Genomic DNA, 16,195 nt, shown 5'->3' with positions numbered 1-16,195 from the left:
ATGCCCAATCAGGAAGGGTGGTATTTGATTAGGTGAAACTATGAGTCAACCACTGAAGTTGTTAGTACCATTAATGTTAAGTAGTGGATTGGTGGCTTGCGCTACCAATCCGGTGCCATCTACACCGGCACAAGTGCCTGAGGTGGTGGAGACGCAAGCTCAGCCTGTGGTAACTGTGCCTGAAGAGATCGTCGATCCTAATGCTCCTCTGGTCGAGACTTTACCCTTGCTTGAGCCTGCACACTCGTTTGAAGAGAAAGATGATTTTTCGACAGCGACAAAAACTTCTGATGGCAAGATAGTATTAGGCGATAAAGAGTGGGTTTATCTGCCGGGTTTGAAAGAGAGTTTCAAAGCACGAATTGATACTGGGGCGACCACCTCATCGATCAGTGCGGTAGATATCGTGCCTTTTGAACGCGGCGGACAGGATTGGGTGAAATTTCGTATTGAGCACGACAACATTCGCAGTGAAGAGTTAAGTTTACCCGTCGAACGTTGGGTGAGAATTCGTCAATCGAGTGCCGAGGAAGCGCAGCGTAGAGCCGTTGTGGTGGCATGGATCCAAATTGGTGATTTGAAAGAGCAAACGGAGTTTACTTTGACCGATCGCACGCACTTAACTTATCCACTGCTACTGGGGCGCAGCTTCTTTAAAGATGTCGCGGTAGTGGATGTCTCTCGCCACTATATTCAACCCAAACATCCAAGCCCTAAAAAATAGTCCGAATCTTCTCGCCTAACTTGAGGGCAGTGAAAGTGTTGGCTATGTTCCGATCCTCATGCACATAGGCAATCGATGTTCATGGGGAAGCCACTTGGGGTTTTTTAGGTATAAAACGCTCTTTAGATATAAAGAAGTTGTTTAGATATAAAAAAGCCAGCGGAATTCCACTGGCTTTTTCATTTTCACTGAGCATTTATGTCACTAAGTACGCCTTTCACCATGCACTCAGATTAAGCCGCGACCGCTTTGGCTTGTGCCGACTTTTTCAGCATAGCGTAGCCAAAACCGGTAATCGCCGTACCGACAGCAATCGCGACCAAGTACAGCAGCACCGGGCTTATCGCATTCGGGATCAAGAGCACAAACAGACCGCCGTGTGGCGCCATCAATTTCGCGCCAAATAGCATAGAGAGTGCGCCTGTCACGGCTCCACCCACCATACAGGCTGGGATCACTCGCATTGGATCTTTGGCGGCAAAAGGAATTGCACCTTCAGAGATAAAGCATAGGCCCAGAACAAAAGAGGCTTTTCCTGCTTCGCGCTCTCCCGCTTCAAACTTGTCTTTCGCGATAAAGGTCGCTAAGCCCATACCCAATGCTGGCACCATACCTGCCGCCATGATTGCGGCCATTGGCGCATAAGTTTGTGAGGCGAGTAAGCCTACGCCGAAGGTGTAGGCGGCTTTGTTCACTGGGCCACCTAAGTCGAAACACATCATGGCACCAAGCACAATACCGAGCAAAATGGCGTTGGTTGAACCCATGTTGTTTAGGAAGCTGGTCATACCGCTCATGATGCTCGACATGGGGCCGCCCACGACGTAAATCATCACTAATCCGGTAAATAAGCTGGCAATAAACGGGATGATCAAAATCGGTTTTAGCGCGGCCATTGATTGAGGCAGTTGCACTTTATCAGCGATAAATTTGGCGCTGTAACCCGCGAGGAAACCTGCAACGATACCGCCAAGGAAACCGGCGCCCGTTGAGCTTGCGAGCATACCGCCAATCAAACCCGGAGCCAGTCCCGGACGATCGGCAATAGAAAATGCAATGTAACCAGCAAGCACCGGAATCATCAGCGCAAATGCTGAACCTCCACCAATCTGCATTAAAGCAGCAGCTAAAGTGCCTTCTTCTTTGAACGCTTCAATACCAAATACGAAAGAGAGCGCGATGATAAGACCGCCAGCGACCACGACTGGCAGCATGTGCGATACGCCCGTCATCAAGTGTTTATACACGCCTTTTTTCTCTTCTGCTTTCTCGTTAGTCGCGCTGTTGGCAGAGCTTGAGAAAGTTTTGGCTTGCGCGAAGGCATTACTGAGCTCCTGCGCGGTTTTCTTCAACGCGAGGCCAGTACTGGTTTTGTAGAGTTTTTTACCATTGAAGCGATCCAGAGGAACATCAATATCGGCCGCGATAATCACGAGATCTGCGGCAGCAATTTCTTGCTCCGTCAGCTGGTTTTTAGCACCGACTGAACCACGCGTTTCAACTTTGATCTGATGGCCTTGACGTGTCGCTTCCGCTTCTAGTGCTTCCGCTGCCATAAAGGTGTGTGCAACCCCCGTTGGGCAAGCAGTAATGGCGACGATTTTTTTGGCAGAAACAGGCGCTGTGGCGGGGGAGTCACAGCGTGTTGCCTGCTCGGAGCTGAGTTCAGTCGCTTGTTCTGCGGCTTGCTTAAGGTACCCGACGGGATCGGAAGTACAGGCGGTAATGGGGCTTTGGTAGACTTTTTTACCGACAAAACGCTGCATATCAATCTCGCCGTTAGCGGCCAGTATGACCAGATCGGCTTTATTGATTTCCTCTTCGCTTAAGGTGTGGCCTGCAATCACTGTTGAGTGACATTCGATATAGGCTTCCCACCCTAACGTTTTACTGGCTTGCTGCAGTAAACCCGCCGCAATAATGCTGTTAGCAACGCCACTTGGGCATGCGGTTACAATGGCTATTTTCATCTTCACGACCTTCTGTCCTTAGGCACCCATCGTAGGATGGAGTGCGGATACTTGAATTTGTTGTTGTAGGGTATTGAGTTGCTCCCAATCACCAAGACCAACGCCGACTTGGGTTACCGCAAGTGCAGACAAGGCCGTTGCGAAACGGAGCAAAGATTCTTTTTCCATATGTTGCATATGTCCCCAACATAGACCAGCAACCAGCGTATCGCCTGCGCCGACTGTGCTCACCACCGGCATTTTGGGTGGTTTTGCATGCAACCATTGGTTTTCGTGCAGCCACATCACGCCTTCGGCCCCCATTGAAATAACAATGTTTTCAATCTGTTTTTGGGCGAGTTCGGCGGCGGCTTGCTGGCAGTCGGTTAGGGTAGTGAGCTCGCGACCACACCATTGAGAAAGCTCTTCATCATTGGGTTTAATCAGCCAAGGTTTAGCATCCAATCCTGCCAACAGTGCATCGCGGCTGCTGTCAAACAGTACTTTTTTATTCATGCTGCGCAGTTGGGCAATCCACCCAGCACAGCGCTGTGGTGAGATACCTTGTGGCAAACTGCCCGCGAGCACGAAATAATCATGATCTTGTGCTAGACGCTGTAAGGTCGCTTCGAAAGCCTCAATATCCGCTTCCGTCACCTGAATACCGGGAAAATTGATGTCACTGACTGCGCCGTTTTGTTCAACCAGTTTGACGTTAATACGTGTCGCTCCCGCGATGCGAATAAACGCATCCTGTACGCCCAACTGCTCAAACAGTTGGCAGAAGAGTTCTTGATTATCTCGGCCAAGAAAGCCCGTGACTGTCACTTGTGCGCCAAGTTCACTGAGTACTTTGGCAACGTTTACCCCTTTGCCCGCGGCATGCAGTGAACTCTGCCCAACTAAGCTGACTGAGCCAACGTTAAGCTGGTTTACACTGCCCGTTAAATCGAGCGCTGGATTTAAGGTGATGGTGACCACTTTTTTTGTCATGTGATGCCCCTTAACCTTCGCCTAAGCCAGCATTGATCGCCACGCCTAGCGCTTGCAGCGCGGCTTCTGCATCTGGGCCTTCTGCGCTAAACTGCAACTGATGATTTTGTTTTACGCCCAGTGCAATCACTTTCATCAAGCTTTTGGCATTGACGACTTGACCATCGCCATCCAGGTTAGACACTCGGATATTAGATTCAAACTTCTTGGCTTCGGCGACTAACATCGCACCGGGACGAGCGTGCAAACCATGGCTATTTTTAATGCGGAAAGTCGCCGTATGAGCGCGAGCAGAATCAAGCTCCCCCACCGTTTCTGCGGCTATCGTTTCCTCAGTGATCGTTCCCACAGCTATTGTTTGCTGAGCGATGGTTTGTTCAGCGTTGCCGCTAAACAGATTAAGCAGTTGCTGAACATCGGCCTGCAAGAGTTGATCTTGTTTTTGCTCAAACACGCACCGAGTAATGGTGTTAAGCAGAGGCTGGTGGACGTCATTACACACCGAAAACGCAATCAGCGCTTTCACCGCTTGTTGCTCATATTCACAATGGTTTGCCGTACTGACAATCGACATCCCAGTCCGTTTTACTGCGCGATCGCTGGCTACTAACCACAAACCGCGTCCAAGATGAGTCGGCGCTTTAGTGACTAGGTCGGCAACAAATTCATTTTCTGCGCAGCCCGTGTTTTTCAACAATCCCCCCGCGACAGCGCTCATTTGCACCATATCACTGGCTGGAAACTGCAATTGGATCAACGAAGCGTCAAAATCTGCGGTTAACTGGGCTTCACCTTTGATAATGGCAATGATTTGTTGCGCTGTTTTGGCTTGCTGGAGCGCTTGCTCAACGCCATCGGCAGACAGCACTCTGGTCAGCTGCTTTAGAATGCCCAAATGTTCATCCGATTTCGCGGCGATACCGATGGCCACATACACCAGATTACCGTCTCCCCAATCCAAACCTTGCGGGAAGTGCATGGCGGTGACACCTGTCTGTTTAACCAGCTCGCGGGTATCGGTTGTGCCATGCGGAATCGCAATCCCATTACCGAGATAGGTGGAATGCTGTGCTTCGCGATTGAGCATACCTTGCGCATAGCCTTCTGCCACTAAGCCTTTCGCGGTCAACGCGTGAGCCAGTCCTTGAATCGCAGCTTGCTTATTCGCAAAGTGCTGCTGCAATTGAATATCTTGTGTAGTGAGTTCTAACATTCTTAACTCCTGTCTGCCTCTATAGGCGAGATGTGATGTATCGCTGCAGGTTTTCAGTTGAAGCAATACCTTGTCATTCATCCCGTCTCGTTTTCCTTTGAGCTGAATCGGTTCAGCATAAAGGGCAAAAAAATTCAGCAAAACCTCGAATACTCACGATCTTGCTGCTGGATACTCGACACAATCTGACCTGTGTAGTGGGGGGAGATTGTGAATCAACGGTACTTTTGCTGAATCCTTTCAGCTTTAATACTGAATCGATTCAGCGTATAATTCAACACTAGGCTAGGATCAAAAATCGCGTTCTATGATCAGACGCACATAAAACGAGACCCCCTTATGACACTGGATGAAATCGCGAAATTAGCTGGCGTATCGAAAACCACCGCCAGTTATGTGATCAACGGCAAGGCGCAGAAGTATCGGATCAGTGAAAAAACGCAGCACAAAGTGATGGCTGTGGTGGAGCAGTATAATTTCCGGCCGGATCATGCCGCATCGGCATTGCGTGCAGGCAATAGCCGCTCGTTTGGTTTAATCATTCCGGATCTGGAAAACACCAGTTATGCGCGTTTGGCAAAATTACTTGAACAGAACTCGCGACAAGCCGGCTACCAAATTTTGATCGCTTGTTCCGATGATGATCCACACATTGAAATGGCAGCGGCTGAAGCCTTAGTCTCTCGCCGAATCGACGCTCTGTTTGTGGCGAGCGGTATTCCGAATGCCAGTGAGTATTACCTCAAGTTGCAACAATCCGGAACGCCTGTGATTGCGATTGACCGTGCCTTGGATGATGAGTATTTCTCCTGCGTGATCAGTGAAGACTTTGGCGCGGCATTTGAGTTAACGCGTTCCGTGCTTACTCAGGATGTGCACAGCGTCGGTTTGGTTGGCGCGCTACCCGAACTGAATGTGTCGCGTGAACGTGAACAAGGGTTTGCCATGGCGGTTAAGCAGCGCGGCTTACCAACCACTCTAGGTTATGGTGAGCATTTTAACCGTGAAGAGGGGCGTAAAGTATTTGCCAAATGGGTGGCGAATGATCAGTTGCCTGATGCGGTGGTGGCAACATCCTATACGCTCCTTGAAGGCATTCTTGATGTTTTGCTTGAGCAGCCAGAATTGATGCAAAAAGTTCGCTTAGCGACCTTTGGTGATAACCGCTTACTCGACTTTTTACCCATCCGAGTGAATTCTCTGCCTCAGCAATTTGAATTGATTGCCGATAGCGCATTAGCCTTGGCGCTGAACGCGTCGGCGAAACGTTATCAAACGGGGATCGAGCTCATTCCACGTCAGTTAAAGGTGCGCACTTAAACAAAATAAAGGTATGATATGCGCCAGTTTTCGTTTCCTCCCACAGGCAAGGCATGAAGTTTCTACATACTTCGGATTGGCATCTTGGTCGCCAATTTCATCAAGTCTCATTATTAGATGATCAAAGCGCTGTTCTCGCACAACTGATCGACTTTCTGCGCGACAATCCGGTGGATGCCGTGATTGTCGCTGGTGATATTTATGATCGGTCGATTCCACCCACGGCGGCGATTGATTTATTGGATGAAGTGGTCAGCGTGATCTGTGGCGAGTTGAAGACACCTTTATTGATGATCCCGGGCAATCATGATGGTGCGAAGCGTTTAGGCTTTGCCGCGAAGCAGATGAAAAATTCGGGCTTACATATCTTTGCTGATTTTGAACAGATGATGCAGCCAGTTGTGCTGCATTCACCGCAAGCGGGCGAGGTCGCTTTCTGGGGAATGCCGTATCACGACCCAGAGATAGTGCGCCACTACTATCACAACGACATTACCACGCACGACGCTGCACACCAATTTTTGTGCGAGAGTATTCTTGCTCAGCGCAATCCGTCACAACGTCACGTATTAATCAGCCACTGTTTTGTCGATGGCGCGATGGAGTCTGAATCTGAGCGGCCATTATCGATTGGTGGCTCAGATCGTGTTGACCATCGCCATTTTTTGCCTTTTGACTACGTCGCGCTTGGGCATTTACACCAGCCGCAAATGAAAGGCGCGGAACATATTCGTTACTCTGGCTCATTGATGAAATACAGCTTCGGTGAGCAGCACCAAAACAAAGGCGCTACCTTGGTTGAGCTAGGGCAGCAAGGTTTTATCAGCGCAACGCATATTCCTCTCATCGCGCCTCATCAAATGCGCATTATCGAGGGAGAGTTGGAGGCGATTCTTGCAGCGGGAGCCACCGACCCGCAGGCAGACGATTACCTGCTAGTGCGTCTTTTGGATAAGCATGCCATTCTCGACCCGATGGAAAAGCTGCGTCAGGTTTATCCCAATGTGCTGCATCTTGAAAAGCCGGGCATGTTGATTGGTGTGGTTCAAGAGATGGGCAAGGCACGATTGGCGCGAGGGGAATTGGATATGTTTCGTGATTTTTTCCTTGAGGCGAAACGTGAACCTCTGAGTGAGCAGCAAGAGAAAGTGGTGATTGAGGTGATTGCGCGCCTGAAAGCGGAGGGCATGTAATATGCGTCCGTTAAAACTTATCCTCCAAGCTTTCGGCCCTTTTGCCGGACGAGAAGAGATTGACTTTACGAAGTTAGGTGATGCTCCACTGTTTTTGATCAATGGGGCAACCGGTGCAGGTAAAAGCTCGATTCTGGATGCGATTTGCTACGCCTTGTATGGAGAAACCACAGGCAGTGAGCGTACTGGCGACCAAATGCGCTGCGATTACGCGGATCCTGAGTCTCTCACCGAAGTCAGTTTTGAGTTTGAGCTGGCGGGGGCGCGTTACCAAATCACCCGTCAGCCCGATCAAGAGATCCCGAAAAAACGGGGTGACGGGATGACGAAGAAATCCCATTCCGCCACTTTGGTTGCACTGAAAGCCGATGGAAACGAGCTGATTGCCAACAAGCCCAATCCTGTCGCGAAGGCGGTGGTCGAATTGATGGGACTTGATGTTAAGCAATTTCGCCAAGTCATGGTGTTGCCTCAAGGCAAGTTTCGTGAGCTTTTAACCGCCAATTCAAAAGAGCGTGAGCAGATTTTTGGTCAGCTCTTCCAAACCCAGCTCTACAGCCAAATTGAACGGGCGCTGTTTGAGCGCGCCGCGGGCATTCGTAAAGAGAAAGAAGAGTTTGATCAGCAGATCAAAGGTACGTTAAGTGTCGTCGGACTGGAAAGTGAAGAGCAGTTACAAACCGAGTTAACCGAACTGGCCCCAGTATTAACCCATGCGCAATCACAGCTCAAAGCTGAGCAACAGCAGTGGGATGAAACAAAAGCGCACTATCAAGCTGCGCTTGAGTTAGAACAACAATTTATCCGCAAGCAGCAATTGGTGGTAGAAATCGCGACTCACCAAGAGCAGGCTTCGCACATCGAAATGCTGCGCCAGCAACGCCAGCAAGCCCAAAAGGCAGCGCGTTTAACCGCCGTCCATCAACAGTGGCACCAAGCTCAAAAAAACCTACTGCAAGCTAAGCTTAAGGTTGAGCAGCAGCAGACTCTGTTGCAACAGGCGAAAGCTCAGCAGCAACAAGCTCAACAGGTCAGTCAGCAAGCCAGTTTAGCCTGTGAAGAAGTACCCAAATTAAACGAGCAACGCATCACGTGGCAGCGTGCTGAGCAAAAATTGCTGGCACAAGAAAATGTTCAGCAAGCGGTGGCCAAGGCTGAGCGTGAACTGCAACTGGCGACACAAAATGCGCTTAATTTGCAGCAAGCGAGCGAAAAGCTAGAGCAAGAGCTACAAAACCAACGACTCGAATGGGAACAGCAACAGCGCCAATTAACGCGCTTAGAAGTTCAAAAAGCGCGAATGAATCAGTTGATGCAGCAAGTTCAGGCTCGCGAGCGAGAACAATCGTTACTCAATGAATTACAAACTGCTCAACAAGCTTTATTGCGCTTTGAGCAGCAACATCGGCATATCCAAACTCAGGCCGAACAAGCGAAACTGACCGCGGATAAACTGGAGTTCGCATGGCATACCCAGAGGGCTGCGGAGCTCGCTCTCGCACTCACACAAAATGAACCTTGTCCGGTGTGCGGCAGTTTAGATCATCCCAATAAAGCTCAATATTCGGGTGACGTTGTCACCAAGGTTCAGGTTGAACAAGCCAGACAGCAGCAACAAGATTGGGTGCAGCGTCAGCAAGAGGCATTCCATGCTTGGCAGCAACAAGGGTTTAAAACCGAGCAGATAGCGCAAAATCTCATGACTTTATCGAGTGAGCTAACTTTGCAGCAAGTGGCGTTATTGAACGAGCTCATTGAACAGCAACAAATACTGCACAGTGATATTGCTGCGCTACAACAGCTTAACCCTGATTTGCTGAAACGGCAGATTGAAGAGGGGGAGCAGCGGTTAGCGCACACCAAAATGACGCTCGAAAAACAGAATCAAAACCAGCAACAAGCTTGGCAGACTTTGGCTCAGTTACAGGCGGAATTGGCGAGTTTGCGCCAAGAGATCCCGCCGGAGCTGTCCGATCTTGATACTTTACGAAGCGCGATTGGGCGTGTGCAGAACCAAATAGAAATCTTACAAAAAGCGGAGCATACGGCTCGTGAGCAGTGGGTGCAGGCGCAAAAGCAGTTTGCCAGTGTGCAGGCGGCTCATCAGGCGGCGATTGAAGCGCACCGTGAGTCTCAGCGTCAGCAGGAGGAAACCACAAGCGCATGGCAGCAAGGGTTACTCCATTCTGGATTTAGCGATGAGTCCGCCTATCTTGCCGCTCGTTTAACCGATGAGGCTATCGGCAATATCGAGCGCCAAATCGCCCAGTATGAAGAGCGCAGTGCGATGCTCAGTGGCGAACAGCAAGCCTTATCACGTAAATTAGCAGAGAAAAATCGCCCAGAGCTGGAACCACTTCTTGTCAAAGTAACTCAAGCTGAAGAAAAAATGGCACTGGCGTTGCAGGCGTTTACGCAACATCAATCGCGGATGGATGGTTTGCAACGTGTCGCCAAGCAACTGGCGGATCTGTACCAGAAAAACCGTGCATTAGAAGCCGAATATCAGGTCGTGGGCACCTTAAGTGATATTGCGAATGGCAAAACGGGCGCTAAAGTCAGCTTACATCGCTTTGTGCTTGGCGTTTTGCTGGATGATGTCTTGTTACAAGCTTCTCAACGACTGATGAAAATGAGCCGAGGCCGCTATTTACTCAAACGTAAAGAGGAACGCGCTAAAGGTAATGTGGGCTCAGGATTGGATTTGATGGTCGAAGATAGTTACAGCGGTAAATGGCGTGATGTAGCAACCTTGTCCGGTGGTGAATCGTTCATGGCCGCCTTATCGCTTGCGCTTGGTTTGTCCGATGTAGTGCAGTCTTACAGTGGCGGTATCCGTCTTGATACTCTGTTTATTGATGAAGGTTTTGGTAGTTTGGATCCGGAATCTTTAGATTTAGCGATCCAAACCCTAATCGATCTTCAGCAAGGTGGCCGGACGATAGGAATCATCTCTCATGTTACCGAGCTGAAAGAGCAGATCGGTCTAAGATTGGATGTGTTGGCGACAAGAATGGGTAGCACGCTGCGTTTAATCACATAAGATAAAAGATAGGGGTTTGATGGTTATCACTGACCTCTAATGAGTGAAAAGGTAAAGTATGTGCATTTTGATGATGAGCAAGTTAATGCAACGGTAGTGATAGTGAGCATGGATGTAATAAAGAGAGTGTATCGATATGCAGAACCTAATCTGTCCTTAGTTGGATGGATGGGGATGCTTGGCTTTCCTGCCTACTACTTTATTTGGGAATATTGGTTTCCACAGGACTATGAGAACCTAGGCTTACGACTTGCTGCCTCTGCGTTATTTGCAGTACTTGCATTTCGAGATGCTTTACCCAAAAAATGGCAGTGCTATTTGCCATACTATTATTTGTTGACGATAGGTTTCTGCTTGCCTTTCTTCTTCTCTTTTATGATGTTGATGAATAACTGGTCAACAATTTGGGCGATGTCGTTCATGGCGTCCATTTTCTTGCATATTCTCCTAGTACACGATACCAGAGTGATGGCGATACAAGCGTTGTCCTCTATTGGATTATCCTACCTCGTTGTGTACGGTATAGCCGATTCTCAACCATCGACGTTGATCGAATGGCCATTTATGCCGATATTTTTATTCACGTATGTGTTTGGGAATCTGTTCTTTTTTCGTAACCAGATCTCTCATGAAACCAAAGTATCGATTGCCAAAACGTTTGGTGCAGGGATTGCCCACGAAATGCGTAATCCACTCAGTGCCTTGAAAGCGTCGATTGATGTTGTGCGAACCATGGTCCCCAAGCCGCAAGCAGCCGCTCAGGGAGAGTATGCTTTGGATGCGCAAGAGCTGGATCTACTGCATCAAATTTTGAATGAAGCTGATGATGTCATTTACTCTGGCAATAACGCGATTGATTTGCTGCTCACCTCGATTGATGAAAACCGCGTTTCGCCGGCGAGTTTTAAAAAACACTCAGTAGTGGATGTGATTGAAAAAGCGGTGAAAACCTTCCCGTATAAAAATGCAGCGGATCAGCACTCGGTAGAGCTTGAAGTGCATCAGCCATTTGACTTTTTTGGCAGTGATACTCTACTGACCTATGCGTTATTTAACCTGTTGAAAAATGCCTTCTATTATCAAAAAGAGCATTTTTCAGTTCGTATTACCATTGAACAAACCAGTGAGCAGAACCTTATCCGAGTCCGTGATAACGGCGTGGGGATTGCGCCAGAGATGTTGGAAGACATTTTCCGTGATTTCTATACCTTCGGTAAAAATGGCAGCTATGGGCTAGGATTGCCATTTTGCCGCAAAGTGATGACCGCATTTGGAGGGACGATTCGCTGTGCGTCTCAACAAGGTCAGTGGACAGAATTCGTATTGAGCTTTCCTCGTTACGATTCCGATACGGTTAACGAGATAAAAACAGAACTGCTGAAAACCAAATCGCTCATTTATATCGGCTCAAATCAAGCTATCGTTCGAGAGTTAAATCATCTCGCGGTGGACGATGAGTTTGGCTTTACTGCCATTTCTGCACAGCAAGCAGTAAGACGCCAAGATTATGAGTTTGAGTTCGACCTTATTTTGCTCGACCTTGATGACGCCACTACGCAGGGAGAACTACTGCCGAAACTTGAAGGTACATTGAGTTTTGCAGAAGGCTGTATCGGCTATGTGTATGACCCGGGTAAAACGTACGCGGTAAACATTAACCGTTATCTGCACATTCAGCCGATCAGTATTCACTCTATTCTCAGAAAGCCGCGGAAAATCATCGAGCGCTTGTTGTTCGAGCAAGATTCTTTATCGATGAATCGTAATGTGATCCCCTTGCAAAAGAGTCGACATGAACGGCGTATTTTGGTGGTTGACGATAATCAATCGATCCGAACTTTTACGGCTATTTTGCTTGAGCAACAAGGTTATGAAGTGGTGCAAGCCAACGATGGTAGTGAAGTGCTCAAGCATATGGAGAGTCAAAATATCGATTTAGTGTTGATGGACATTGAAATGCCGAATGTTGGGGGATTAGAAGCGACGCGTTTAATTCGTGGCTCTGAGCATGATTACAAAAATATTCCGATCATTGGTTACACCGGTGATAACAGCCCCAAAACCTTGGCTCTGGTACAAACCTCTGGCATGAATGATTTCATTGTGAAGCCTGCTGACCGTGATGTATTGCTAAATAAAGTGGCAGCTTGGATATAAAAGTGGGAGAGTTCTCCCACCTTAATTTATTATTAGCTGTGTACTAATTACTCAACTTATAGAACTGGATTACCGTTTTGTGCATTAGCGAAAGTAAAAATCACTGCGCTTCACTGCATCAGAACAGATCTCAATTATTCTCGTTATCTGTTCATCGGTCACATCACTATTAAGTGAGAAACGAATAATGTTTTTATTTTTTGTGGTGGCCGGCCTACAAAATACTGACCCAAATAATCCATTACTCTCTAGGAAGTCACGCACTTTTTCGGTATTTCTTTCATCTCCAGTTTCTAGGCTGATAATCTGGCTTTCACTGCGGATGGTTAAGCCAAGTTGGGTTAATCCAATACGTAATTTTCTCGACATACGTTCTAGTTTTTTTCGTTTGTCATCTGAACATTCAATAATTTCCAATGTACTTTCCAATCCAGCTGCTTCATAGGGCAGCAAAGTAGAGCTAAAAATAGCCGGATAACTAATAAAAGGAACGCAGCGATTCACTTCATTGTTGCACCAAATGGCTCCAGCTCGATAGGAAAACGTTTTGGCTAAACTGGCAGTCATAAAATGCACCTCATCAGTGAGATTCAACTCCGCGAGTAAACCAGAACCTTTCGGACCATGCGTGCCTAGAGAATGAGATTCATCCACTAACAAAGCACAACCGTACTCCTGACTGATTCTGACTAATTCTGTTAACGGTGCCAGAGTTCCTATTGTGCTATAGATGGAGTCAACAGCTATAATTCCAGGGCCGTAACGTTGAATTAATGTGCGTAAATGATCGCAGTTGTTATGCATAAAAGGGTGTATTTTTGCATTCGCATAACGTGATCCCTCCCACAGTGACATGTGAGCAAAGAAATCGATGTATACATTGGTATTCGGTTGGCAAATTGTCTGTAAAAGACCCACGTTAGCGCACCAGCCCGATTGGGATAACAGACATTCTTTGAAACCTGTGAATTTAGCCAGTCGGCTTTCGATTGGTGGTTTGTCATAATCACTTTGTAAAAAGATCGCTGACATAAACAGGCTTTGATGTTCTTCTAGTAATGACTTTGCTAAGTGAGCTTTAATCAATGGATGATTAGCCAAGGAGAGATAATCATTGCTTTGTAAAATAATATCCTCACTGCTGGCATGCTTACCCAGCACTAAATGTTTTCCATTTTTGTTTATGGCAATAAAGTTTTCAATAAAGTGGTCGATTTTGTCCTGAATAAAATCAGGAAGTTGAGGCTTGTTCATCGCAATATATCCTAGTTATAAAAAATTTAACGCCAGCTGACGAGTGATATATTGCGTGATTAAAAACGTCTGTCATCTGGGAAAAATTATTTTTATTAGCAACTTAGAATAATTAATAATTCTCGATGGTGAGGGGAGGAAAAATCATTAGGGGTAGGGACTCTACCCCGAAGAATATTCTGATATTAAAAATAATTTAGGAGTTTACTGAGCGATTTTTAAATAATTCAGGCCAATACATTTTGATATATCCCCAAGAGACCCAAGCAACTAACAAAGTGGCAATCGTGACCTCTAAAAAGCCGAAATAGTGTAGCCAATACCAGTGTGGATGATCGGTAGCGAAAAACTCGGTCAATCGTTGCATGGCAACCGCACTGATGACCGATGGAAAAGTGACTGCCGCGATGGAGGGCTGAAATTGTAGTCGCAGTAAACGCAGGTAACAGAGGTAGATGAGTAAAGTCATGGTTATGGCAATGCCCGCTAAAGCGCCTGTCAGAATCGGGTCGGGCTGCGCAAAATTGACCAGATAAGTGGCTAAGGTCAGGTTAATGGGTGCGGCCATAATCGCCAGTGTGGGGCGTGCTCTTTTCGGTAATGTACCCGCAAACACCAACCGGTAAAGTACGAGCGGCAACATGACGAAATAGATAGCGATACAGACGTTAACCATGGTTTCCGAAAACAGGGTGTGTCCAAATTGGGTGCCTGCAAGTGAACTGCTGATGACGCCGACGGGATACAAAAACCAACTAGGCACAATGTTTGCGAGCTTGAATTGACGCAACTGAAAATAGAAGAACAGCGTCATCATGGTTAAGTGCAGTAATAAGGCTGCCGCCCAGATGGGATAGGCAATGAAAGGAGATAGAATCGCGAGATAGTCGCATAGGATGAGTAAAGCCATACTCATCGGAGCCATTAAACTCCCTGATACGGGGTGCCGAAGATCATTAATGAAAGTACGCCAATGAAGATATTTGAGCAGTACAGGGAGTAGTAACAAGGCTCCGCTGAATGCTAAGTAGGGGCGAATCACCATGCCAACGACAGGATAATAGAGCACCCAAGCATGGCCGAGCCCAATCATGCCTAACGCTAATGCGGCTTGTGAAGGGGGCACGTTCTGTACTTGGGTAAATCTATGCCAATTCAATTGCTACTCCTTAGTATCCCCTTCCTACTTGATGCCGCAACGCCAAGTCGTTTAGGTATAAAAATCCTGATTTTAAAATGATAAAAAGCCGCTTGTTTTGCGAGCGGCTATTATCTGGGTTCCCTTTACTTTAGGCAAATTGACTTTTATGAGTTGGGGCTCTGCGGTGGTAAATCTTGTTGCTGTAATTTTTGGTTTTTCAGAGTGCGATGTAATAGCTGGCTGTAGATGGGTTGGCCACCCAGTAACTGGGCAAAAATCACCGCACCTAAGCTGGTAATAATCAGTGGCAGGATCAGGTGATAGTTATTGGTCATTTCGATCACCAATAAAATACCCGTGATAGGTGCCCGCACGGTTGCGGCGAATAATGCACCCATACCAGCAATCGCAAACATCCCAGGTTCAATATTCAGTTCTGGGAACCACACTTTAGCGATCAAGCCGAAGGCATAACCAAACAGGGTACCTAGTGCGAGCATAGGAGCAAAAATCCCCCCGGGCGCACCTGAGCCAAAGCAAAGTAAAGTGGTAAAAATTCGGCCAACAAACAGCAGCAATAAAATACCCGCTCCGTAGCCGCCATTCGTGATAGTGGGAATTAAGCTGATACCGCCACCCGTTAACTCAGGCACATAGAGCAGCAATAACCCGAAACAGCCACCGATCATTGAACCCGTTAATAGATAGCGTTTACGGTCATTGCGATGAAATTTAACGAACAGATCTTGGGCAAGGGTAATTAAATAGTTAAACAGCACGCCAAATACGCCAAATAGGGCACCAAGAAGTAAGAATAACCCTAGCGTCGACAATTCCGGCGCATCGTATTGTGGCATCGTGATCACCGCATCTTGTCCGTTAATTACGCGAAACACAATGTTGGCCGCTACTGCAGAGATGATCACCGCACGTACCGAGATCAGGGTATAGCGAAACTGCGGTCGCATCTCTTCGATCACAAACATAATGCCAGCAAGAGGCGCGTTAAATGCGGCAGCAAGACCTCCTGCCGCACCCGCAGCCAGCAATGAGTGGCGCGTATCTTCATTTTTGACACGGAAAATATCGGAGATCATCCGCCCAACGGCGCCGCCCATTTGTACTGTAGGACCTTCGCGGCCGAGCACCATACCTGAGCCCAACGCGCCCATGCCGCCAAAAAATTTCACGGGCAATACTCGCCACAA

General features: G+C 47.7%; 11 protein-coding genes. 5 read left to right on the top strand and 6 right to left on the bottom strand.

Annotated features, from left to right (window positions below; translation table 11 throughout):
* Positions 1-40: 40 nt before the first annotated feature.
* The gene (locus GOU96_RS10185; RefSeq protein ID WP_000082072.1) at positions 41-724 is read left to right on the top strand and encodes an ATP-dependent zinc protease; all 684 of its coding nucleotides are present in this window, start codon (positions 41-43) and stop codon (positions 722-724) included.
* Between the two features lie 233 nt (positions 725-957).
* On the opposite strand, the gene fruA is transcribed toward GOU96_RS10185, so the two are convergent.
* From fruA to fruB, 3 genes are read right to left on the bottom strand one after another with little or no spacing between them, the layout of a single operon-like run.
* Positions 958-2,694: a PTS fructose transporter subunit IIBC gene (gene fruA, locus GOU96_RS10180; RefSeq protein WP_000684715.1), complete on the bottom strand. Its 1,737-nt coding sequence runs from the start codon at positions 2,692-2,694 to the stop codon at positions 958-960.
* 18 nt (positions 2,695-2,712) lie between these two features.
* On the bottom strand, positions 2,713-3,666 hold the full coding sequence (pfkB, locus tag GOU96_RS10175; RefSeq protein ID WP_069648573.1) for a 1-phosphofructokinase: 954 nt from the start codon (positions 3,664-3,666) through the stop codon (positions 2,713-2,715).
* Between the two features lie 10 nt (positions 3,667-3,676).
* Positions 3,677-4,879: a fused PTS fructose transporter subunit IIA/HPr protein gene (gene fruB / locus GOU96_RS10170; RefSeq protein ID WP_069648574.1), complete on the bottom strand. Its 1,203-nt coding sequence runs from the start codon at positions 4,877-4,879 to the stop codon at positions 3,677-3,679.
* Between the two features lie 339 nt (positions 4,880-5,218).
* Between fruB and cra the strand changes: the two genes are divergently transcribed.
* From cra to cqsS, 4 genes are all read left to right on the top strand, one after another.
* Positions 5,219-6,199, top strand: a complete 981-nt coding sequence (cra, locus tag GOU96_RS10165) for a catabolite repressor/activator (RefSeq protein WP_248432012.1) — start codon at positions 5,219-5,221, stop codon at positions 6,197-6,199.
* A 53-nt stretch (positions 6,200-6,252) separates the two neighbouring features.
* Entirely contained in the window at positions 6,253-7,392 is a 1,140-nt protein-coding gene (locus GOU96_RS10160; protein WP_071178055.1) for an exonuclease SbcCD subunit D, read from the top strand.
* A 1-nt stretch (position 7,393) separates the two neighbouring features.
* Positions 7,394-10,435 (top strand): AAA family ATPase, encoded by a 3,042-nt coding sequence (locus tag GOU96_RS10155; RefSeq protein ID WP_134987588.1) that lies wholly within the window; start codon positions 7,394-7,396, stop codon positions 10,433-10,435.
* Positions 10,436-10,531: 96 nt separating this feature from the next.
* The gene (gene cqsS / locus GOU96_RS10150; RefSeq protein WP_324701958.1) at positions 10,532-12,592 is read left to right on the top strand and encodes a quorum-sensing CAI-1 autoinducer sensor kinase/phosphatase CqsS; all 2,061 of its coding nucleotides are present in this window, start codon (positions 10,532-10,534) and stop codon (positions 12,590-12,592) included.
* 84 nt (positions 12,593-12,676) lie between these two features.
* Here cqsS and cqsA read toward each other — a convergent pair whose 3' ends face one another.
* The 3 genes from cqsA to clcA all read right to left on the bottom strand — a co-directional run.
* Complete coding sequence (gene cqsA / locus GOU96_RS10145; RefSeq protein ID WP_267781974.1) at positions 12,677-13,846, bottom strand: alpha-hydroxyketone-type quorum-sensing autoinducer synthase; 1,170 nt, start codon at positions 13,844-13,846, stop codon at positions 12,677-12,679.
* Between the two features lie 196 nt (positions 13,847-14,042).
* A complete protein-coding gene (locus tag GOU96_RS10140; protein ID WP_001104014.1) occupies positions 14,043-15,005 on the bottom strand; it encodes a TDT family transporter in 963 nt (320 codons plus the stop codon).
* Positions 15,006-15,151: 146 nt separating this feature from the next.
* The coding region (gene clcA / locus GOU96_RS10135) for a H(+)/Cl(-) exchange transporter ClcA (protein ID WP_324701957.1) at positions 15,152-16,195 on the bottom strand (1,044 nt) is incomplete at its 5' end.

Origin of the sequence: Vibrio sp. R-1, from assembly GCF_035615595.1 — a bacterium.
Taxonomy (GTDB): Bacteria; Pseudomonadota; Gammaproteobacteria; order Enterobacterales; family Vibrionaceae; genus Vibrio; species Vibrio cholerae.
The sequence above is the reverse complement of the archived record's forward strand: the minus strand, read 5'-3'. Positions and strand labels throughout refer to the sequence as shown.